Origin of the sequence: Fructilactobacillus sanfranciscensis DSM 20451, from assembly GCF_001436035.1 — a bacterium.
Lineage (GTDB): Bacteria > Bacillota > Bacilli > Lactobacillales > Lactobacillaceae > Fructilactobacillus > Fructilactobacillus sanfranciscensis.
Window position 1 is genome coordinate 52,854 of record NZ_AYYM01000003.1, and the last position, 20,185, is coordinate 73,038.

Genomic DNA, 20,185 nt, shown 5'->3' on the forward strand with positions numbered 1-20,185 from the left:
CTCAGTTTTCTGAGATCCTTTTGCATTATTTACGTTTATAAACTTGATAATAAAAAACAGGAATCCCTAAGGCAACAATTGCTAGGGAAATGAAAACCCCGATTGGATCAGACATTACTTCTGAGATTAACACAAAGAGTGAACCGAGGATGGCTACAATCGGTGTAAAGGGGAAGAGAGGAACCGAAAATTCACGTTTCATTTCTGGATTCCGTTTCCGAAGCAGAAAGACCCCGACAAAGGCCATTACGTAGAAACAGTAAATGGTGAAAATACATAGTTCTGAAAGACGATCAGCGCTTCCTAAACAAATCATCACTGCTGCAATAAAAATGACAACAAAGATGGAAAAAATTGGAGTTCTTGTTTTAGGGTTAAGGTATGCAAGTTGCTTTGAGAAAGGTAATTGTTTTCTTTCAGCCATCGCATACATAATTCGTGGGAAGGTCATAATTTTTCCATTCATACAACCAATGATCGAAATGATGATCCCGATACAAATGATTTTTCCACCGATATTACCAAAATCATGATTGGCAATATAAGGAATTGATGCAGTACCCAATTCGTGGACTTTTTCTGCACCAATACTTTTTAAAACACCGTAAGCTACTAGAACGTAGATGGCTAAAACGGCTAAAATTCCAAATGAAATGGCTTGTGGTAAGACTTTACGGGGATTCTTAACTTCTCCACCTAAGTTGGCAATTAATATCCAACCATCAAAGGCAAATAAAGTTGCTAACATAGCGACTCCAAAACCACCAGTGGTTGAATGAATTCCTTTAATTGATTGACCAAGGGCATCGGCATGACCGTAGAAAAGACCAAAGATAATCAATGCTGCTACAGGGACTAATTTACAAGCCGTAGTAATTAAAGCAAAGCTAGCTCCATATTTATTAGGGAAAATGTTTAGAATTCCCACTAAAATGATACTTCCTAAAGCGATTGGTAGATTCCAAATCGGATTAGTATGGAAAAACGCCGAAGTAAGAATTGCTAAGAATGATCCTAGTGCGGCAATCATGGCAGGACCGTACACAATAATTTGGACCCAACCAGAGAGAAAGCCCCAAAGTTCGTTGTACATTTCTTCCATGTAGGCATAAAGTCCACCAGTACTGGGGATTTGGGAAGCTACTTCAGCGATTGTAAGACCCGCAGCTAAGGTTAAAATTCCTCCGGCAATCCAAGCTAAGATAGCTGCTTTAGCTGAACCGGCATCATTAATCACAGCAGCTTGTCTTACAAATACCCCACCACCAATGATGGTTCCAATTACTAAAGCTAAGGCAGCTGGTAATCCCAGCGCTCGATTTAAAGTAACGTTTTCTTGCTGTTTCATTCTTAATTCCTCCTAAAAATAAAAACGTCTCTGACAAATTAATGTCAGGGACGCTTTCGCGCGGTTCCACCCAGATTCTTCTACAAAGTTGGTAGAAGCACTTTTTAATATTCATAATGATTAATTAAAGGGGCTAAATAAGTTGTTTCATCCGAATTCCAGAATTCATCGGACTCTCTGTGAAACAGAGCTTAAATTTCTTCTTTAAGATTATGAAATTATTGTACATTCATAATAAACACTTGTCAACGCTAAATGTTAATCTTTATCTAAGTATTGTGAATAACGGGCAACATCTGGTTCAGGAAGCTCAACCGTCAATTTAGTTCCGTCTTCTGTATAGTCAGTTGATTGTACGTTAAATTTATGATTTAAGGTTGAAACCAAATCGCCTTTATCAAAGGGAAATAAGAAGGTTTTTGTTACATAGTTTTTAAATAGTTTTTCACTAATGACGCTGGTTAATAATTCAATTGATTGGTCATCAAGGGCAGAGATGATTAAATTATCACCTTCACGGGTTGGATAATTAATTCCAGCTAAGTCGGCTTTGTTGAAAACTTTAATCATTGGTAAATCAGGTACACCAATTTCTTTTAAGGTTGTTTCGGTTGTTTCCATCATGAGCTGTTGATCAGGGTCTGAATAGTCGACGACTTGGACTAATAGGTTAGCACTAGCTGCTTCAGCTAAAGTAGACTTAAATGCTTGAACTAGTTGATGGGGAAGGTTACTAACGAATCCAACCGTATCACTCAATAGGAACTGTTTATGGTCAGGCAAATGAAGATCACGAACACTAGTATCAAGAGTTGCAAATAACATATTTTTAACGAAGACTTGTTTTTCGTCATTTTCCCCGAATTTAGTAACTAATTGATTCATGATGGTTGATTTACCGGCATTGGTATAACCAATTAAGGCTACAGTGGGAATTTTATTTTCTTTACGACGCTTACTTTGAGTTTCATAAGCCTTATCAATTTCTTTTAGTTCGTGGCGGACATGATCAATTTGATGTTCAATTGTTCGACGGTTTAATTCTAGTTTGGTTTCACCAGCACCACGGTTGGCTAAGCCACCACCAGCTGATTGTTGATCAAGTCGTTGACTGGCACTTGTCCGTAAACGGGGAAGTTGATATTTCAATTTTGCCATTTGGACTTGGAGCTTTGCTTCTCGGGTTTGCGCACGGTTAGCAAAGATTTCCAAGATTAAACCAGTTCGGTCAATTACAGTAGCGTTGGTTTCGTTTTCGATATTTCTAATTTGACTGGGGCTTAATTCATCATTAGCAACAATCACTTGCGCACCAGTAGTCGTGACTAATTGGGCAAGGTATTCAATCTTTCCTTTTCCGAAATACGCCCGTGAATCGGGATGGTCTAATTTTTGCGTGACCGTTTCGACATTTTCCATGTTGTTGGCCATGACCAAATTTTTTAATTCTTCCATAGAATAGTCAAAGGCTTGATTATTTACGTTTAACCCAATTGTGATAACTGGGGTGGTTGTTTTTTCCATAGTGCTCCTTATTAATCTATATTATCAGTGTGATTGTAGTATTCTACCTGATATTCCCCGTTTTCGTAAACGAGTTTGGTAATACTACCATTTAAAATTCGTGCAGTAATGTCAATGTCACTAAATTTGCTGACAATACTTCTAATTAAAGTCCCGTGGGCTGCCACGAGAATGTTGTCACCAGGTTTAGCGTTGCTAACAATTTCATCCATTCCTGGTTGAACTCGAGCCCAAAATTGTGCATCATTTTCAGCTTCACCAAATGGATCAGCATCCGAAATCATATCGCGTGTTCTTTCGATAGAAAACATTTTAATCATGTCAGAATAATCGCTAGCACCTTTTGGTCCACCGATCATGTTCCAAGTTTGTGAAGTATCGTTTCCTTCAAAGTAACCAAAGTTTTCTTCACGTAAAGCCATGGTTTGCGTTGGTTCTTTGATGTCAGTGGGATTAGCCTTTAGAATAATTCGTGCTGTGCGACTAGCTCGTTTTGTATCGCTACTGTAGGCTTGGTCGAATTTGATTGGGGCAAGCACTTTAGCAGCAGCTTGCGCATCCATTACGCCTCGATCAGTTAAATCAGAATCAGCCCAACCCTGAATCCGACGATAATGATTCAAATGAGTTTGGCCGTGACGTACAAAATATAAATTAATTCCTGTCATAATTTCCTCCGTACTTGTGCTTTTCCTTAATTTTAGCATATTTCAGCCCGTTATTATCGTGTTTACCTTGTCGTTATGTTAGAATTATTAGTCGAGTTGAACGACTTGGAGGCGGAACATGACTGAATTAGAGAATATTAAAGAATATGAACAGAAACACTTAAACTTTGTGCGAGAAAAAATTGGCAAAGTCAAGGAAAAATTAACGAAAACAATTGCCAAGGCTAAAGCTGGTCAAAAAGACTTAGAAAAAGATTTTTACAATGACGTCCGAGTGAAAACTAGCACCTATGAAGGGATTATGGAAACTGGTGTTTCAGTTCGTCAGCAACAACAAATGTTGATGCAAAAGGAAAATCGCTGGCAAACGGCTACACGAGATATGGAAACCCTGGATAAATTAGACAAGAATTCCTACTTTGCTCGAGTTGACGTGCAAGAAGATGGTAATCAAACAGAAAAAATTTACATTGGACTCGCTTCATTTACGAATCCTGATCATCCTGATGATTATTTAATTTATGATTGGCGGGCTCCGATTAGTAGTGTTTACTATGATAGTGGAATTGGAAAAATGACGTATGATGCGCCAATGGGGAAACAAACCGTTGACGTTTCTTTGAAACGGGAAATTCAAATTAAAGATGGAATTGTGGAAAACGTCTTAGATACGGATGAAGCCGTTGGAGATCCTGTTTTATTAGAAAATTTAAGTCATCAATCAGCTACCAAGATGAAGAGTATCGTGGCCACTATTCAACAAGAACAAAATGCCATTATTCGAGATACGAGTTCGGACTTGTTATTTGTGCAAGGGGTCGCAGGTTCCGGGAAAACAGCGGCCGTATTACAACGAGTTGCTTATTTGCTCTATCGGTATCGCGGTAACTTAAATCCTGGTCAATTGATTTTATTCTCACCAAACCAATTATTTAATGATTATATTAACCAAGTTTTACCAGAACTTGGAGAACAAAATATGGTCCAGATGACTTATTATCAATTTATGAGTTGTCGGGTTCCACATTTACAAGTCGAAACTTTACAAGAGCGATTTGAGGAAGCATTAGATCCAAAACAACAAAATGTAACGACCTTTAAGAGCAGTTTGGCATTTTATGATTTAGTGAACCGATATGCTAAGACTTTGAATCAAAGTCACATTCAGTTTAAAAACATTATGTTTAAAGGCCAAGTTTTTATTTCTAAAGAAAAAATCAAAGAAATTTACTATAGTTTTAACGATAATTACACACTTCGAACTCGGTTAGAGTCAACTAAGGATGCTTTAGTTAAGATTTTAAACGGCCACATTAGTAGTGAAATGAAACAACGTTGGGTTGAAGAGACGATTGAAGGACTTTCTAAAGAACAACTTAAGTTATTGTATTCTAAATATGGTGACAAAATTGGCGATAGCGATAAGGAATATAACTTTTTAGCCAAACGAATTGTTAAACAGGCGCTTCGTCCCGTTTTAATACAAATTAAAAAACAACGTTTCTTTAGTATTAATCGTCAATTTGCCCACTTCTTGAAAACAGTGCCTCAATTAGTTGATTTGAGTAAATATCAAATTACTGAAGCAGATTGGCAAAAGAGTGTGGATAATACAATTGAACGGTTTAAAGCAGGTCAAATTAGTATGGCTGATGTTTCAATTTATTTAGCTTTATTTGATTTAGTGACAGGAAAACGCCCTGACTTAGAAATGAAATACTTGTTTGTTGATGAAGTACAAGACTATACTCCTTTCCAATTGGCTTACTTAAAGTGGAATTATCCCAGAGCAAAGTTCACCTTACTTGGAGATTTGAACCAGGCTATTTTTACTCGCCAAAACAGTCATACGGTGATGGATGATTTGAAGCAACTCTTTGATCCCGCTAAAATTCGGGTAATTAAACTCTTGAAATCATACCGTTCCACGATGGAAATTACTGATTTTAGTAAGTATTTAATTCCAGACGGAAAAGAAATCGAAGCCTTTGCACGTAAAGGACCAAAGCCGGTGCTTGCTGAGGTTCCTACCGAAATTGCCGCTATTGATTTAGTGGGAAAAACAGTTGCCAAAAATAATGAAGCTAACGAATCAACGGCCATTATTTGTAAAACACTTGCTGAATGTCGTGAAGTGGCACAACAACTAAAGGCTAAAGCAATTACTGCTACTTTAATTCAAACAGAAAACCAACGCTTGGTGAAAGGGGCCATTGTAGTGCCAGCTTACCTTGCTAAAGGACTTGAATTCGATGACGTTATCATGTGGAATGGTTCGGCAGAAAACTATCCAACCGCTGCAGATGACAAACTAGTTTATACAATTTGTACGCGGGCCATGCATAATTTAGCCATTGTCTCAATTGGGAAACCTTCACCAATTTTTGCCAATGAACCTAAAGACCAATATGAGCTCGTGAAAGGGTAACTATGGACAATTTTTATGCTTATGATAAAGCAACCTGGGAACAATTTTATCCCACTAATTTAAATCCAATTACTTTGGCTGATTTGGAAAATTTAAAGGCTTTTAATGATAAAGTATCGCTTGATGACGTGACCAAAGTCTATATGCCACTAGTTCACTTAATTAGTGAAGCACTAGCGAGTTATCGGCAATGGCAGGATAAAAAGAGTGATTTTTTACATCGTAAACCGGTTAAAGCACCTTTTATTGTCGGAATTTCGGGGAGTGTTGCCGTGGGAAAATCAACGACCGCTCGGTTATTGCAATATTTATTTGCTTATTTATTGCCGAATCGGAAAACCCAGTTGATTACGACGGATGGCTTTTTGTATCCAACTAAACTCTTAGAAGAGAAGGGGATTTTAGCACGGAAAGGTTTTCCCGAAAGCTATGACATGACAGCGTTAATTGATTTTTTAGTCAAAGTTAAAGAAGGACAACCAAAGGTGAAGGCTCCGTTATATTCGCATCAAGTTTATGATGTGATTCCAGATCAATTTGCTGAGATTAATAATCCGGATATTTTGATTATGGAAGGAATTAACACTTTACAAATTCCAGCAGAACAAAATATTTATGTAAGTGATTTTACTGATTTTTCGATTTACATTGATGCTGATGTTAACCTAATTGAAGACTGGTTTTTGAATCGTTTCCAACAATTAGTGAAAACGTCAGCTAACGATCCAGAAAACTATTTATATCGTTATACCAAATATAGCGATGAAGAAGCCTTAGCAATGGCACGTCACACGTGGGAGACCATTAACTTACCTAACTTAAATGAATTTATTTTACCAACTCGTGATCGGGCCAATGTGATTATTCATAAAGGACCGCAACATCGAATTGACCAAATTTATTTACGTAAATACTAAAAAAGTCCCAATTAGTTAGAAATTTCTAACTGATTGAGATTTTTTTTGTTAGTTTAGTTAAATGTTTCAGAAGCAGCTTTTTCTTTTTTCTCTAACATCTTTCCATTCTTAACAATTTCGTAGAGAACCCAAGTTAGTAAAGCGATGACCATGCATTTCAAAGGTGCTATCAGTTAAGATTAATAATGGCAACATCGCAAATGGCAAATCAAAGGTCAAGAAAACTTGTGAGTTGTTCATTAAGTCATTGAGGGCCTCATGTTGAGAAATTTCTGATCCCACACTCGACATCATTACACAAATGGTAACTGGAATAATTGAAATAATCCGAGTTACTAAACGACGTGCCCAAAGAGGCATTCTCATGTGAATGAAACCTTCCATAACTACTTGACCAGTTAAGGTTCCAGTAATCGTGGAGTTTTGACCAGAAGCTAATAAGGCAACGGCGAATAAAGTTGATAAAATTCCTGTTTTGGCAACATTTTTAAGAATTCCGTTACTCATCATACTTGGATCTGATAAGGCATGGAACAAACCAAAGAATGATGGATCCTTTACTACTCCAGATTTAAAGACAGCCACACCCATAATTAACAAGAGGGCATTAACGAAGAAAGCCATTGTTAATTGAACGTTTGAATCCATGGCCGCAAATTTAACTCCACGTTCCACATCATCTTCATCGTTATGGTCAACTTTTCTGGTTTGCGAAATAGCTGAATGCAAAAATAAGTTATGGGGCATAACAGTTGCCCCGATAATTCCAAGTGAACCGGTTAATGGTGACATTCCGTTCACAACGGGAGTTTCTTTAACTGTGTCAATGCTTGGAATTGTACCTTTAAAAATTCCTAACCAGTTTGGGTTAGATAGGGCAACTTCATAAGCAAAGACAAAGAAAATTACAAAAATTAAACAAACTACGATAGCTTCAACTTTTCTAATCCCAATCGAAGTTAATATTAGCAATACCAAAACATCTAGGACTGTAATGAAAACAGCGATTAGAATTGGAATATGAAATAGAAGGTTCAGGGCAATTGCTCCCCCCCAATAACTTCCGCAATATCAGTTGCACAAATTGCTAGTTCAGTAGAAATCCACAAAATAATTCCTAATGACTTACTAGTTCTAGCCCGAATTGCTTGGGATAAATCCATTTGACTCACGATTCCAAGTTTAGCTGCCATGTATTGCAATAACATCGCAACCAAACTTGAAATCAAGATAATCGACATTAGTAGGTATTGGAAATTTTGTCCCCCAGTAATTGAAGTTGACCAATTACCAGGATCCATATAACCAACCGTGACTAATGCACCAGGTCCTGAGTACATAAATAAGGTTTTCCAAAATCCAATGTTACGCGGAACGGTTACAGAACCATTAATTTCATCTAATGATTTCCCATTCGCATATTCAATTAGTTTATGGTGCTTTTTTGGTGTTTCTGCCATTCCACAAACATCTTCTTTAATTTTTAATGGCTTAACGAATTACAATTACAGAAATTTTAGCTTTTTTAGCTAATTTGATACTAATACTAGAATAATGGTGTTCACCATCTTCGTCAGCACCACATACTAATAAATCTGGACCAGTATCAGGAATAATGGCATCAAGAATTTCGTTGACAATTCCTTCACCTTCGCTTGTCATTCCGACTACTTTTTCAACACCAAAGTCTTTAGCCATTTTGACGTATTTTTGCACTACTTCAACTATAAAAGTAAATTGATGTTGTTTTAGTTGCAAAATCTACAAATGTAAACTATAATCAATTTGTGTTTACAACTGTAGATGAAAGTGCGGTGAAATATGAAAAATAACATTGAATTAATTACGGGAGCAGAATGGAATGTGATGCGAATCGTGTGGTCACTAGGTTCTGCTTCGACACGAACCATCATTGAAAATTTACAAGCAGCGTCAGATTGGAAAGATTCGACGATTAAAACATTGCTAGCTCGCTTAGTTAAAAAAGGTTTTTTAACGAGTGAAAAAGACGGCCGGCAGTTTGTTTATCGGGCTTTAGTACCAGAACAAACGGCCATGAACCAAAGCGCCGACGAGTTATTTAGCCATCTCTGCAAGATGAAGAGTGGAAAAACACTCATTGAGTTGGTGCAAAAAACAGAAATGACGAAAAATGATTTAGCTACTTTACAAAAAGTAATTACAGAAAAAATGAAGACGGCTCCTGATGAAGTTGATTGTAACTGTTTACCATCAGGTAGCTGTGAGTAGGAGGTTTCAAAATGGATATGAATAAGCAAGACATGCACATGGACCATTCGATGAAAATGGATCATAACATGAACATGAAACACGATGACATGATGGATATGGGCGGCGGTCACATGATGCACATGGATAATTTTAAACGTCGCTTTTGGATTTCCCTAATTTTGGCGATTCCAATTTTATTACTTTCACCATTTATGGGAATTGTTTTACCATTTCAACTTACTTTTCCTGGATCACAATGGGTGGTTTTAGTCTTAGCGACGATTTTATTCTTCTATGGAGGACAACCATTCTTTAGTGGAGCCAAAGAAGAACTAAAAGCCAAGGCACCTGCTATGATGACCTTGATTTCCATGGGAATTAGTGTGGCTTACATTTACAGTGTTTGTTCCTTTATTATGAATACCTTTGTAGATAAACATGTCATGGTTATGAATTTCTTTTGGGAATTAGCAAGTTTAATTGTCATCATGTTATTGGGTCACTGGATTGAAATGAGTGCCGTAATGAGTGCGGGAAGCGCGGTGAAAAAAATGGCTGCCTTACTTCCTAACACTGCCCACCTAATTCAACCAGATGGTTCGACTAAAGATGTACCCTTAAGTGACTTAATGGTTGGTGAAGAAGTCTTAGTTCAAGCCGGGGAAAAGATTCCCACTGATGGAGTGGTTGTTAAAGGAACTAGCGCTGTTAATGAAGCTTTAGTCACTGGTGAATCAAAAGCCGTTACCAAAAAGGTTGATAGCAAAGTAATTGGTGGTTCTATTAATGGTGATGGTGCGTTAACCGTTAAAGTTACGGCAACTGGTAAAAATGGATATCTTGCCCAAGTAATTGAATTAGTGGCAGATGCGCAAAAAGAAAAATCAAAAGCGGAAACTGTAGCTGATCGCGTTTCACGATGGTTATTCTACAGTGCCTTATCAATCGGAATTTTAGCCTTAATTGTTTGGACAATTATCAGTGGCTTTAGTTATGGATTGGAACGGATGGTAACAGTCTTAGTAATTGCATGTCCTCATGCTTTAGGATTAGCTGTTCCATTAGTGATTGCTCGAAGTACTTCAATTGCTGCGCAAAATGGTTTGTTAATTAGAAATCGTCAATCAATTGAAGCAGTGAAAAAACTTAGTTACGTCTTTATGGACAAAACTGGAACCTTAACAGAAGGGGTCTTTACCGTTAATGCTTTGGAATCACTTTCTGATTTAACAAAACAGGAAGTTCTCCAAATTCTAGCTGACCTCGAAGTCAATTCGAGTCATCCTTTAGCAGTTGGCTTAGTTCGCACTGCTAAAAAAGAAGGGGTAACCGTTGTTCCAGCCCAAAACGTTGATATTATGCAAGGGGTTGGAGTCAAAGGAACGATTGCTGGTAAAGACTATGCGATTGTTACCGCTGCTTATCTTAAAGCTCACAACATGGCTTATGATCAAGCCCAATTTGATAAATTAGCTGGTCAAGGTAACTCAGTTAGTTACTTGATTAGTGGTGACCAAGTCTTAGGAATTGTCGCTCAAGGAGACGTGATTCGTCCCGCTTCCTTTGAATTAGTTAAACACCTTCGCGCCATGCACATTGTGCCAGTTATGCTAACTGGAGATAATGATTTAGCTGCCAAACGCGTCGCTCATGAATTAGGTGACATTGCTTACAAAGCTCAATTATTACCAGGTCAAAAAGAAGAAATTATTAAAGAATATCAAGCTAAAGGAAATGATGTCATGATGGTTGGTGATGGGGTGAACGATGCTCCTAGCTTGTCACGTGCTAACATCGGAGTTGCCATTGGAGCTGGAACTGACGTAGCAATTGATTCAGCTGATGTGGTTTTGGTTAAGAGTGATCCAGAAGATATCATTGATTTCATTGACCTTGCTAAAGCTACTAATCGTAAGATGATTCAAAACCTTTGGTGGGGGTCTGGTTATAACATTATTGCCATGCCATTAGCTGCCGGAGTTTTAGCACCAATTGGAATTGTTTTATCACCTGCAATCGGTGCCATTATCATGTCACTTTCAACAATTATCGTGGCAATTAATGCGTTAACATTGCATATGCGCAGATAATCGGTAAAACTAAAGGTAAGCAAATAAAAAATGATAGGTGATTATAATGAATAATAAAGTTTATGCAGAAGTTTTAAAGTTAGCTGAAAATGCTGGCCTTCAAGTGAAAAAAGGTAGCGACGATGCTAATATCATGGGAACCATTGATGATGCTGGTACTTTACAACAATGTGCCAAAGTAGTTCCTCAAGGTGAAGATGCGGTTGCTGTTCGAACTTTTACTAACTATCTTTCAGATACTGGAATGGTAATTTCTAAAGACTGGAACGACACGAAAGAACATGTTTACAAAAAAGCAGACGATGCTTACAATTATTTAATTACTTCTGGGGTCTTTAATGATCAAGATTAATTAAAGTGTAAAAACTCTCCAATTTATTTGGGGAGTTTTTATTACCTAAAATTGATTGTGACACCTAATACACTTTGTTAAGATTGAGGTAACAAAAAGCCGAATTAAATTAAAGGGAGATTAGCATGCGAGTGGAATGGAAAAATGACGAGCAGCAACCAATTTCATTAAAGAAATTGGTCACGGAACATGGCGTTAGCCATCGAATGTATCAAACTTTGAAAGAAAATGCAGCTAGCTTTCAAATTCAAGGGCAAAGTATTCCCGCTAATCGTGAAATTGAACCACAAGAAGTGGTAACGGTCACTTTTCCGCCCGAAGCAGCTGATCCCCAAGTTACCGTTAGTCATGAGCCAATAGATATTTTATATGAAGATGACAATTGGCTAGTCATCAATAAACCAGCGGGATTGACGACTGTCCCTGGTCCCGCTAATTCAACAGATACCTTAGTAAATCGGATTAAGGGCCATTTAATTGATGAAAAAGCGATTGATTTACGCCCCCACATTATTACGCGATTGGATCGTTTTACGAGTGGCGTCGTGTTAGTGGCTAAAAATCGATTAGCCAACAGCTATGCCAATCAACAACTGGCTGATAAAACCATTGATAAACGTTACTTAGCGATTGTCAAAGGTCAAGTAGCTGATGAACACGGGATAATTGATTTACCAATTGGTCGCGTTGATGATCATTTCTATCGGGAAGTTACCGAGCAAGGGAAGTCGTCAAAAACCGAATACTGGGTTAAAAAACGCTTGCAGAATGCCACAGTTGTGGAAGTTAAATTACATACGGGGCGAACCCATCAAATCCGAGTTCATTTTACCCACCAAGGAAAGCCGTTACTCGGTGATGAACTTTATCATGGACCAATGAACTTCGGAATTGAACGACAAGCCCTCCACGCTGAAAGTTTAAAGTTTGTTGATCCCTTTCAAAAGCAAACTTTGGAATTTCAAGCACCAATTCCAGCTGACATGCAAACGGTAATGGAAGAAGGAAAATAGCATGAAAAATGACGATTTACAAACTTGCTACCTAGACGGAAAACATTTCTCACTGAGTGAAGGGAAATTATTTTCTGAGTTAGCCGCCCCAGTTCAAAGAATTATTCGAGTTAAGCATCCAAAAATAAAGTCGACAGATTTTGTTTGTAATCGGGATATTTTGCATTATACTTTGCAACACGTTGATACTTTAGTGCAAGATGACCATAAAAAATTAATAAAACTTGATCGCCGGTTAGCCAAAACGATGACTAAAGCCAAATTCAAAATTACCGACGTTAATGATGTGATGAAACACAGTTTGACGGTGGGTGAAAAGATTGCTAATGCTGTTGCGCGGTTTGGCGGAAGTTGGACGTTCATCATTATTTTTCTTATCATTTTAGCGACGTGGATGATTCTAAATGGAATGCAATTGTTTGGGATTCACTTTGATAAATATCCCTTTATCTTGTTAAATTTATTTTTGAGTTGTGTGGCTGCGATTCAAGCACCCATTATTTTAATGAGTCAAAACCGAGCTGCTGATTTAGATCGGATGAATGCCGAAAATGATTATTATGTAAGCTTGAAATCTGAACAAGAATTACGGATTTTACACGCTAAATTAGATTTACTTTCACGAGAACAAATGCCACATGCCATTTCGATTGCTCAAATTCAATTAAAAATGATTGGCGAATTACAACGTGAAGTTAATGAATTACATCATGATATTCGAGAATTAAAGGGTCAAAGATAAAGTTAAAGTTAATAATTATTAATTCTTTCTTAAAATAATATGCTAAAATATTTGTAAGAACTGTTTAGGAGGACTTTCAGTGGAAGATAACATTAAATTAGGCACCAAAGCCTTTGATAAGATGATGTTTACTTTAGCCGAACCAGTGACTGAAGAAAATCATGCAAAATACCATTTCGAGAATTACGAAATGATGGAAATTTCACCCAAGATTTGGGCGCTGCCAGTTTATATGACAGCCGATGATGATTTTACATTGTTTTTCATTATCACGAAGATTGCTACTGGTGAAACGGTCATGGCATTTTCGCAAGGAGATTTAGAGTCTGATGGTGATTTTAATTTAAGTCAACCAATGAATACGGGAGCTGGATTAAACCTTCTTGAAAAACACGATCAAACTCGTGCAGAAGCAGCTTTAGCTTATCTTGAACAACTAGAAAAAACAGATGAAGGTACTTGGCGGATTGTCGCAGAAAATGAGGAGGACTAAGATGGCTCAAATCTATTTAGCAAGTCCATTTTTTAGTGAAGAACAAATTACTAGAATTGAAATGGTCGAAAAAGCTTTAACCAATAACCCAACGGTGGCTGATTTTTATTCACCACGAAAACACCAAGAAGCTGAAAATGAAGAATTCACAAAACCTTGGGCTAAAGAAATTTACCAACGTGATATCGAAAACATTGAAGCAGCGGATGCTGTTTTAGCTGTGATTGATTTTGAAGGCCCAAACGTTGATAGTGGAACTGCTTACGAAATTGGAGCAGCCGTTGCCATGGGTAAACCAGTCGTGGTTTTCCAACAAAAAGGCAATACGGTTAACTTAATGATTTCAGAAAGTCTCCATGCTTACCTTAAAACCGGTGAAGAAGTGGAAAACTATGATTTTAAGAAGATGCCAACCAGTGAATATAACGGCGATCTTATTTAATTGAAACAAAGTCGAATGTGAAGGAGACTTATAAATGAGCGAACATGAACATAACGCAGAATTATCGGGAAAACGGTTCTTTGAAGTCACGGTTTTAAATGCTGTGATTACAATTGTGGAATTTTTAGGTGGAATTTTCTCTGGTAGTTTGTCACTACTATCAGATGCGATTCACAACCTTGGAGATTCTTTGTCGATTATCTTTAGTTATGGGGCTCACGTAATTAGCCAACGGAAACAAACCAAAACCAATACTTATGGATTCAAACGTGCTCAAATTTTATCAGCATTATTTAATTCAATCTTTTTGGTAGTAATTTCTCTATTTTTGATTATCGAAGCGATTGATCGAATTCAACATCCCGAAAAAGTGGATGGGGTCATTATGTTAGTCATTGCCGTAGTTGGAACGGTTGCCAATACTCTTTCAACTATTTTATTAAGTAAGGGTGCAGAGCATAATTTGAACATGAAGGCGACCTATCTTCATTTACTAAGTGATGCATTATCATCATTTGGGATTATCATTGGGGCCATTTTGATTACGTTCTTTAACTGGACTATTATTGATCCATTGATTACAATTGCTGTGGCTTGCTACATTATGTGGGAAAGCTGGCCTGTAATTCGTGAGTCAGTTGGCATTTTGATGGAATGTGCACCTAATTTAGATTACAAGGCCATTCATCAAGATTTGTTAGCAATCGATGGTGTGAAATGTGTTCATCACGTGCACGCTTTAATGGTTGATGAAAACAGTGTGGTTTTCTCAGCTCATGTTAATATGGATGATTTACGTTTAAGCCAAGTTCAAGAAATCTACGATAAAATTAATCATTTATTGACCACCAAATATGGGATTGACCATATTACGATTCAGCCCGAAACGGTGCGGGGCGAAAATGAAGATTTCTTTTATAGTTCGAAAAAAGATATTTAACCAACAAAAAAAGCTCGTCACAGTGAAGTGGCGGGCTTTTTGCATGCAGTTAATTAAAGCGTTGCATCTGGATCTAATCTGTTAGTTTCATCAACGTACCATTCTGACCAATCAGTCATAGGGTTACCGTTGTCGAAGTAAGTTTGAGGTAATTCGTTAACTAAGTCGTGAATTGCAGCGGAATTAAAGTTAATTACGTATGAGTAAATTTCTTCTGGAGTCTTGTTGCTAACGGTTTTGATAGTCCGGTTAATGTCAGCCATGACATGATCAAAGTCAAAAGTAGTCATTACGTCTAATTCGTTGTTAGCTAATAACTTGCCGTAAAATGGCATAAAACCAGTAATAGCTTTCATTTGTGCCTGTTCGTTTAAATCATTGAATGATAGATTGTCGCTCATGCTAATTCCTCCTGGATTTGAAACAGTAATGTATATTCTAATTATAGCGGTAAGTGACGATTACGTAAAATAATTTTGAAAAGGAATTGGAAAATGGATACAAAAACAGGCATTTTTTTGGTATTCTAGAAGAACATGAAGAAAGTTGGTGGCCACATGACTGAAACAGAACCAGTAAAAAAATCCAAAGAATATAAAAATAAAGTAGTCCAAACTTGCCTGTTAGCGGGTACGATTTTAATTGAAAACGGGTCCGAATTAAATCGAGTGTCTGATACCATCAAACGAATTGCGAAAAACGCTGACTTAAATGATTTAAATGCCTACGTAACCATTACTGGGATTATGATTTCGGCCAATGATGAAGCGGGAGCGCAAATTAAAGAAATTGAGAAACGAACCTTTAATTTACGGCGAATTGCGGCCGTGAACCGCTTATCTCGTGACTATGCGCAAGGTAAAATTTCAATCGGACGTTTTTATAACTTATTGAATAAAATTAATCGCTTTGGACTTTATTATCCTTATTGGATGATGATGCTCTCCGCCGCCTTAATCTCTGGATGTATTTCTGTCGTTTTCAATAACGATATTCATGATTTCTTCATTACTTGTCTAGTTGGAATGTTGGGTTGGGTAATCTTTAGCGTGATTTCCACCCGCGTGCAAGCCAGTTTTATTAGTGAATTTATGGCTGCCGCTTCAATCGGAGCAATGGCGATTTTTGCGGTTCATATTGGTCTCGGTCAAAGTACCGATAACATTATCATTGGATCCGTAATGCCGTTAGTTCCCGGAGTGCAAATTACCAACTCGTTTCGGGATTTGATTTCTGGAAACTTGATTAGTGGTCCCGCTCGAGGCATTGAAGCTTTAATATGTGCGTGTGCACTAGGATTCGGGGTTGCATTCTCTTTGATTTGGTTAGGGTAGGTGAATGAAATGGTACATCTATTAATTATTATTGCCGGTGTATATGTGGCAACCTTAGGATTTGCGGTTTTAATTAACGTATCACCGAAATACCTGAACGATGGGGGAATTGTTGGGGTTGCCGGCTACTTAGTTTATTTAGCTTACTATACATATATTGGCGGGTACGTTGGTGGCAACGTCTTAGGTGCGTTTACCCTCGGAATCTTTGGAATGATTGCGGCCCGTATCAAAAAAGCTCCAGTTATTATCTTTAACATTCCGGCTTTGGTGCCACTAGTTCCTGGAGGTCAGGCTTACCAAGTTATGAAAAACATTGCGATGAATAAACCACGCGTGGCCTTTGGCTTCTTGATGCAAGTTTTAATGATTGCCGGATCACTTGCCATGGGCTTCTTACTAGCTGAATTAGTGATTCAGTTGTTTAATTATTCGATGCGGAGTATGAAACGGAGACGGAAAACGGCTTAAGAAAAATTAAATAATAAAATTTATGCGTATCTCTTGTCAGAAACTATCAGACAGGAGATTTTTTTATTTGGATAATAAAACCGATTATCAAACGGCTTTTGATTTTATGTTAGAAGGTGATCATGAGGTGGTTGTGTTTGGGGTACTGAAACGTTTAAACGTCAGACCGTGGCATGAACATTATCAAGATTTAGTGCAAGAAGGACGACTCGAATTTGTGGATGCATACCAAAAATATCCCGACCAACGAGACGACGAAAAACAGATGTTGAGCTATATTTATCAGTCTGTCAAATGGCGCTTATTAGATAAGTTAAGGCGCTCAACCCGCGTCAGTACGCCGATTTTGCGGGGGGGGTAGAAACACTAACCAACCTATCCTTTGATGATGAAGCATTAGCGGATGTCGAAACCAAGCTAATTTTTAATAACGTGTTAGCAGTCTTAAATGAAAAAGAACAGTTATTAATCCGCGGACTATACCTGGAAGGCAAGACGATGTCACAGTTATCTGAAGATTTAAAAGTCTCGCGAAAAACACTGTACGTGTGGCGAAATCAAATTAAAACAAAAATAAAACCAATTTGGGGTAACACATTGGATGGCTAATTCGTTACTAGTATATGTAAGGGTTGGCCAACTGATTACAAAATATGATGATACCTACAAAGAGGAGAAAAAAGAATATGAAAAAGAACTGGTTAAAGACTACGGCAACATTCACAATGGTTGGGGAAGCACATCTTAAGGGACGTAAAGTAAACTACGCAAACTTAGTAGACAACATTTCTGATGAACAACTTGCCAAATTCGGTGCAATTTTGTCTGACTTATCAGGTGAAGCAGTCCAAAAAATTGTTGTAAATAACTCAAGCGTAATCGCTGAATAAGAGGAGAATAACTTATGAAAATTTTAGAATTTATTTTTAAATCAGAAGAACACAAAGTACGCACTATTAAATTCAATTATGCTAAGCAAGATTTAACTGAAACTAGTGCAAAAGCCTTAATGGAACGCATCTCAGCTTTGGAAATGTTTCAAAAAGATGGCGTTAAACTATACGCCACTCCAGTGAGTGCTCGTTACCTGGACAACAAGAATTATCCAATTTTTGATGATAGCAAGAAAACTGCATAGGTTTAGGTAAACGAAAAGGTCGATATCTGCGGATATCGGCCTTTTTGTGTGCACTGCGTTATAAACCAATTATTTTTAAACCTTTGAAATCAGTGGGACACTTATTACCCATTGAAATTAGAGGAGGAACAAAATTATGAAAATTCAACTTGCTATCGATTTAGAAGATGTAGATGGTGCAATTAAATTAATTGAAAAAACAAAGGACAGTATCGATATTTTTGAATACGATACTCCATTGGTAATTAACTTTGGTCTAGAAGGTTTAGCTAAAATCAGAAAACAATTTCCTGACATTACTTTACTTGCTGATTTAAAAATTATGGATGTTGCTGTCTATGAAGTAAATCAAGCCGTTAATATACTTATCGCCCCTAACAAAACCTATTAAAACAGCCCCCATTATCTGACTAGTAGATAATGGGGGCTGTTTTTTTGTTCGGCGGTATAATAGTGCCTAAAGAATAGGTCGATGATCACATGCCCAATCACATATTTATCAACCGAGAGTCAGGGAATGATAACATTTCAATATTCTATGACGAACCATCATTTGTGGTCATTGCGAATAAAGACGATTTAGCTAGCATTCAGTTGATTGATGAGTCTAAAAAACTTGGCATCTATATATTGTTAGGTGGTGATAAACGATATATAGGTCAAGCATCAAATGCTATTTTTAATCGGTTGCAGCAACATTATATTAATAAGCCTTGGTGGAATAAATTAATATTTTTTGGCCGCGAAGATGGCCATTTATCAAAAGCACAGTTAGATCTGCTAGAACGCAAAATAATTGAAAAAATGAAACGAGCAGAAATCGAACTAGATAATAATACCCAAGGTAATCAGAGCTATATTGATAAATTAAGCCAATTTTCTGCCTTATCATTGTTATTTGGTGGACAGTATTATACAGGAAGCTCTTACAGAGACGTCTTTACTAAATTAGTATCTACACTTGTTCTGTCATCAGATTGGGGAGTGTTTCGTTAGCTGATATTAAGTTTTGGGCGAATTTAGCCACCCGAATTGGTGTGAGTGCTGCTAATGGCAATTGGCAGGCCCGCGATAAGAAAATGTACGTCTAGTCTTGGCGGATAACCGCAATTTCCAATGCCACGTCGATTTCACGACCGAGCGCATCATAGTGCCCATACGTCGGATAAGTGGCAAGAAAGCCAATCGCAAGTCCTTCTGATTGCTGCGCTAAGTCGGCAATGAGTTGGCGGGTTTTGGCTTCATCAAAAGGGATGTTGCAAATGTCCGCCTCAAGCTCGACGTCGGCTAAAAACAAGTCTAAGTCGCCATTTCTGAAGAGTGGTGCGTGTTCTTAAAGTAGGGTGTATTTCATATCATGACCTCCTGGAAATTGTGCTATTAAGATAGTACTTATTATAAGAGGACATCAAGGGTGCGTGCTGTGCTTATGGTACAAACTACTTAGGATAGGGGGACAACAATTATGGTTGAAGCACAACATTAAGAAGCAATTGAGCAGGTCATTTTGAATTTGAAGGCCCAAGTTGCCGGGTTGAATCAACAAATCGAAGTGTTGTCGAAGTTATTAGAAGTTAAACATGAAGACATTAATATTGACGATGTACCAGGTCAATTGAAGTGGGCGGCGACTGATGTGATGAACAATGATCATTTGAAGATGATTTTAGTTCGTGGTGAAAATTACGAGTTCCGTGAACGCTTGATTAACCAAGCGTTCGATACCGGTGTGACCATCGTTGAAGTTGAACAATTCATGGAAGACTATGAAGCTGGTCAACGTGGTGGTCAAGTTGGGGCGCAAAAGTTCAAGGATCGTTATGACGATTACGATGTCCTGGTGATTGAAAACTTGGAGCAATTGGCCGGTAATCGTGCTAAGTTGCAAGAAAAATTATTTGATCGCGTCTACGCCCGTTCACACGCTGGTAAGTTGACGGTGCTATCAGGTAATGCGGCCTTTATTATTGCTGGTGAATCTGAAGAGTACTTGCAAATGTTGAGTTTGGGTAAGAATATTTTTGTGGGCTAACAATAGCCAAAAAGCCGGTGG

General features: G+C 37.7%; 24 protein-coding genes and 1 pseudogene. 18 read left to right on the plus strand and 7 right to left on the minus strand.

The features are described 5' to 3' along the window. Positions 1 to 25: 25 nt before the first annotated feature. From FD36_RS01835 to FD36_RS01845, 3 genes are all read right to left on the minus strand, one after another. Positions 26 to 1,348, minus strand: a complete 1,323-nt coding sequence (locus FD36_RS01835) for an APC family permease (RefSeq protein ID WP_056957706.1) — start codon at positions 1,346 to 1,348, stop codon at positions 26 to 28. A 258-nt stretch (positions 1,349 to 1,606) separates the two neighbouring features. Next, positions 1,607 to 2,872 (minus strand): GTPase HflX, encoded by a 1,266-nt coding sequence (hflX, locus tag FD36_RS01840; protein WP_056957707.1) that lies wholly within the window; start codon positions 2,870 to 2,872, stop codon positions 1,607 to 1,609. A gap of 11 nt (positions 2,873 to 2,883) precedes the next feature. Next, entirely contained in the window at positions 2,884 to 3,540 is a 657-nt protein-coding gene (locus FD36_RS01845; RefSeq protein WP_056957708.1) for a histidine phosphatase family protein, read from the minus strand. A gap of 118 nt (positions 3,541 to 3,658) precedes the next feature. Here FD36_RS01845 and helD point away from each other — a divergent pair, with 118 nt between their 5' ends. Next, positions 3,659 to 5,968: an RNA polymerase recycling motor HelD gene (helD, locus tag FD36_RS01850; RefSeq protein ID WP_056957709.1), complete on the plus strand. Its 2,310-nt coding sequence runs from the start codon at positions 3,659 to 3,661 to the stop codon at positions 5,966 to 5,968. Between the two features lie 2 nt (positions 5,969 to 5,970). Then, positions 5,971 to 6,885 (plus strand): type I pantothenate kinase, encoded by a 915-nt coding sequence (gene coaA, locus FD36_RS01855; protein ID WP_056957710.1) that lies wholly within the window; start codon positions 5,971 to 5,973, stop codon positions 6,883 to 6,885. Between the two features lie 132 nt (positions 6,886 to 7,017). Here the strand turns inward: coaA and FD36_RS01860 are convergent. Beyond that, a pseudogene (locus FD36_RS01860) lies at positions 7,018 to 8,345 on the minus strand (Nramp family divalent metal transporter); the annotation flags it as partial. 31 nt (positions 8,346 to 8,376) lie between these two features. Beyond that, positions 8,377 to 8,643 (minus strand): universal stress protein, encoded by a 267-nt coding sequence (locus FD36_RS01865; protein ID WP_180337697.1) that lies wholly within the window; start codon positions 8,641 to 8,643, stop codon positions 8,377 to 8,379. A 63-nt stretch (positions 8,644 to 8,706) separates the two neighbouring features. On the opposite strand from FD36_RS01865, the gene FD36_RS01870 reads away from it, so the two are divergent. The 8 genes from FD36_RS01870 (at position 8,707) to FD36_RS01905 (ending at position 15,189) form a co-directional block, all read left to right on the plus strand. Beyond that, a complete protein-coding gene (locus FD36_RS01870) occupies positions 8,707 to 9,135 on the plus strand; it encodes a CopY/TcrY family copper transport repressor (RefSeq protein WP_056957711.1) in 429 nt (142 codons plus the stop codon). Between the two features lie 11 nt (positions 9,136 to 9,146). Next, complete coding sequence (locus tag FD36_RS01875) at positions 9,147 to 11,207, plus strand: heavy metal translocating P-type ATPase (protein WP_225361988.1); 2,061 nt, start codon at positions 9,147 to 9,149, stop codon at positions 11,205 to 11,207. A 46-nt stretch (positions 11,208 to 11,253) separates the two neighbouring features. Then, the gene (locus FD36_RS01880; RefSeq protein ID WP_056957712.1) at positions 11,254 to 11,559 is read left to right on the plus strand and encodes a hypothetical protein; all 306 of its coding nucleotides are present in this window, start codon (positions 11,254 to 11,256) and stop codon (positions 11,557 to 11,559) included. 125 nt (positions 11,560 to 11,684) lie between these two features. Beyond that, positions 11,685 to 12,572 (plus strand): RluA family pseudouridine synthase, encoded by an 888-nt coding sequence (locus tag FD36_RS01885; RefSeq protein WP_056957713.1) that lies wholly within the window; start codon positions 11,685 to 11,687, stop codon positions 12,570 to 12,572. A gap of 1 nt (position 12,573) precedes the next feature. Beyond that, the gene (locus FD36_RS01890) at positions 12,574 to 13,314 is read left to right on the plus strand and encodes a DUF1003 domain-containing protein (RefSeq protein WP_225361989.1); all 741 of its coding nucleotides are present in this window, start codon (positions 12,574 to 12,576) and stop codon (positions 13,312 to 13,314) included. Positions 13,315 to 13,393: 79 nt separating this feature from the next. Further along, entirely contained in the window at positions 13,394 to 13,807 is a 414-nt protein-coding gene (locus tag FD36_RS01895) for a hypothetical protein (protein ID WP_056957714.1), read from the plus strand. 1 nt (position 13,808) lies between these two features. Continuing rightward, positions 13,809 to 14,249, plus strand: coding sequence for a nucleoside 2-deoxyribosyltransferase (locus FD36_RS01900; protein WP_056957715.1), 441 nt, complete (start codon positions 13,809 to 13,811; stop codon positions 14,247 to 14,249). 34 nt (positions 14,250 to 14,283) lie between these two features. Further along, on the plus strand, positions 14,284 to 15,189 hold the full coding sequence (locus FD36_RS01905) for a cation diffusion facilitator family transporter (RefSeq protein WP_056957716.1): 906 nt from the start codon (positions 14,284 to 14,286) through the stop codon (positions 15,187 to 15,189). A 53-nt stretch (positions 15,190 to 15,242) separates the two neighbouring features. Here the strand turns inward: FD36_RS01905 and FD36_RS01910 are convergent, their stop codons facing one another. Further along, positions 15,243 to 15,590 carry a hypothetical protein gene (locus FD36_RS01910; protein ID WP_056957717.1) on the minus strand — a complete coding sequence of 116 codons (348 nt, stop codon included), beginning with the start codon at positions 15,588 to 15,590 and terminating at the stop codon, positions 15,243 to 15,245. Positions 15,591 to 15,746: 156 nt separating this feature from the next. On the opposite strand from FD36_RS01910, the gene FD36_RS01915 reads away from it, so the two are divergent. The 7 genes from FD36_RS01915 (at position 15,747) to FD36_RS01945 (ending at position 19,128) form a co-directional block, all read left to right on the plus strand. Then, complete coding sequence (locus FD36_RS01915) at positions 15,747 to 16,523, plus strand: threonine/serine exporter family protein (RefSeq protein ID WP_056957750.1); 777 nt, start codon at positions 15,747 to 15,749, stop codon at positions 16,521 to 16,523. Between the two features lie 9 nt (positions 16,524 to 16,532). Beyond that, positions 16,533 to 16,994 (plus strand): threonine/serine exporter family protein, encoded by a 462-nt coding sequence (locus tag FD36_RS01920; protein ID WP_056957718.1) that lies wholly within the window; start codon positions 16,533 to 16,535, stop codon positions 16,992 to 16,994. A 67-nt stretch (positions 16,995 to 17,061) separates the two neighbouring features. Beyond that, positions 17,062 to 17,355, plus strand: coding sequence for a sigma factor (locus tag FD36_RS01925; protein WP_056957719.1), 294 nt, complete (start codon positions 17,062 to 17,064; stop codon positions 17,353 to 17,355). Between the two features lie 325 nt (positions 17,356 to 17,680). Next, positions 17,681 to 17,884 (plus strand): DUF1659 domain-containing protein, encoded by a 204-nt coding sequence (locus tag FD36_RS01930; RefSeq protein ID WP_014081660.1) that lies wholly within the window; start codon positions 17,681 to 17,683, stop codon positions 17,882 to 17,884. Positions 17,885 to 17,898: 14 nt separating this feature from the next. After that, positions 17,899 to 18,132 carry a DUF2922 domain-containing protein gene (locus FD36_RS01935; protein ID WP_056957720.1) on the plus strand — a complete coding sequence of 78 codons (234 nt, stop codon included), beginning with the start codon at positions 17,899 to 17,901 and terminating at the stop codon, positions 18,130 to 18,132. Between the two features lie 136 nt (positions 18,133 to 18,268). Beyond that, positions 18,269 to 18,523, plus strand: a complete 255-nt coding sequence (locus FD36_RS01940; protein WP_225361288.1) for an orotidine 5'-phosphate decarboxylase / HUMPS family protein — start codon at positions 18,269 to 18,271, stop codon at positions 18,521 to 18,523. An 89-nt stretch (positions 18,524 to 18,612) separates the two neighbouring features. Beyond that, positions 18,613 to 19,128, plus strand: a complete 516-nt coding sequence (locus FD36_RS01945; protein ID WP_056957721.1) for a GIY-YIG nuclease family protein — start codon at positions 18,613 to 18,615, stop codon at positions 19,126 to 19,128. A gap of 91 nt (positions 19,129 to 19,219) precedes the next feature. On the opposite strand, the gene FD36_RS01950 is transcribed toward FD36_RS01945, so the two are convergent. Next, the gene (locus FD36_RS01950; RefSeq protein ID WP_225361990.1) at positions 19,220 to 19,429 is read right to left on the minus strand and encodes a hypothetical protein; all 210 of its coding nucleotides are present in this window, start codon (positions 19,427 to 19,429) and stop codon (positions 19,220 to 19,222) included. A 210-nt stretch (positions 19,430 to 19,639) separates the two neighbouring features. Between FD36_RS01950 and FD36_RS01955 the strand changes: the two genes are divergently transcribed. Next, the gene (locus FD36_RS01955; RefSeq protein WP_225361991.1) at positions 19,640 to 20,164 is read left to right on the plus strand and encodes a hypothetical protein; all 525 of its coding nucleotides are present in this window, start codon (positions 19,640 to 19,642) and stop codon (positions 20,162 to 20,164) included. Positions 20,165 to 20,185: the final 21 nt, after the last annotated feature.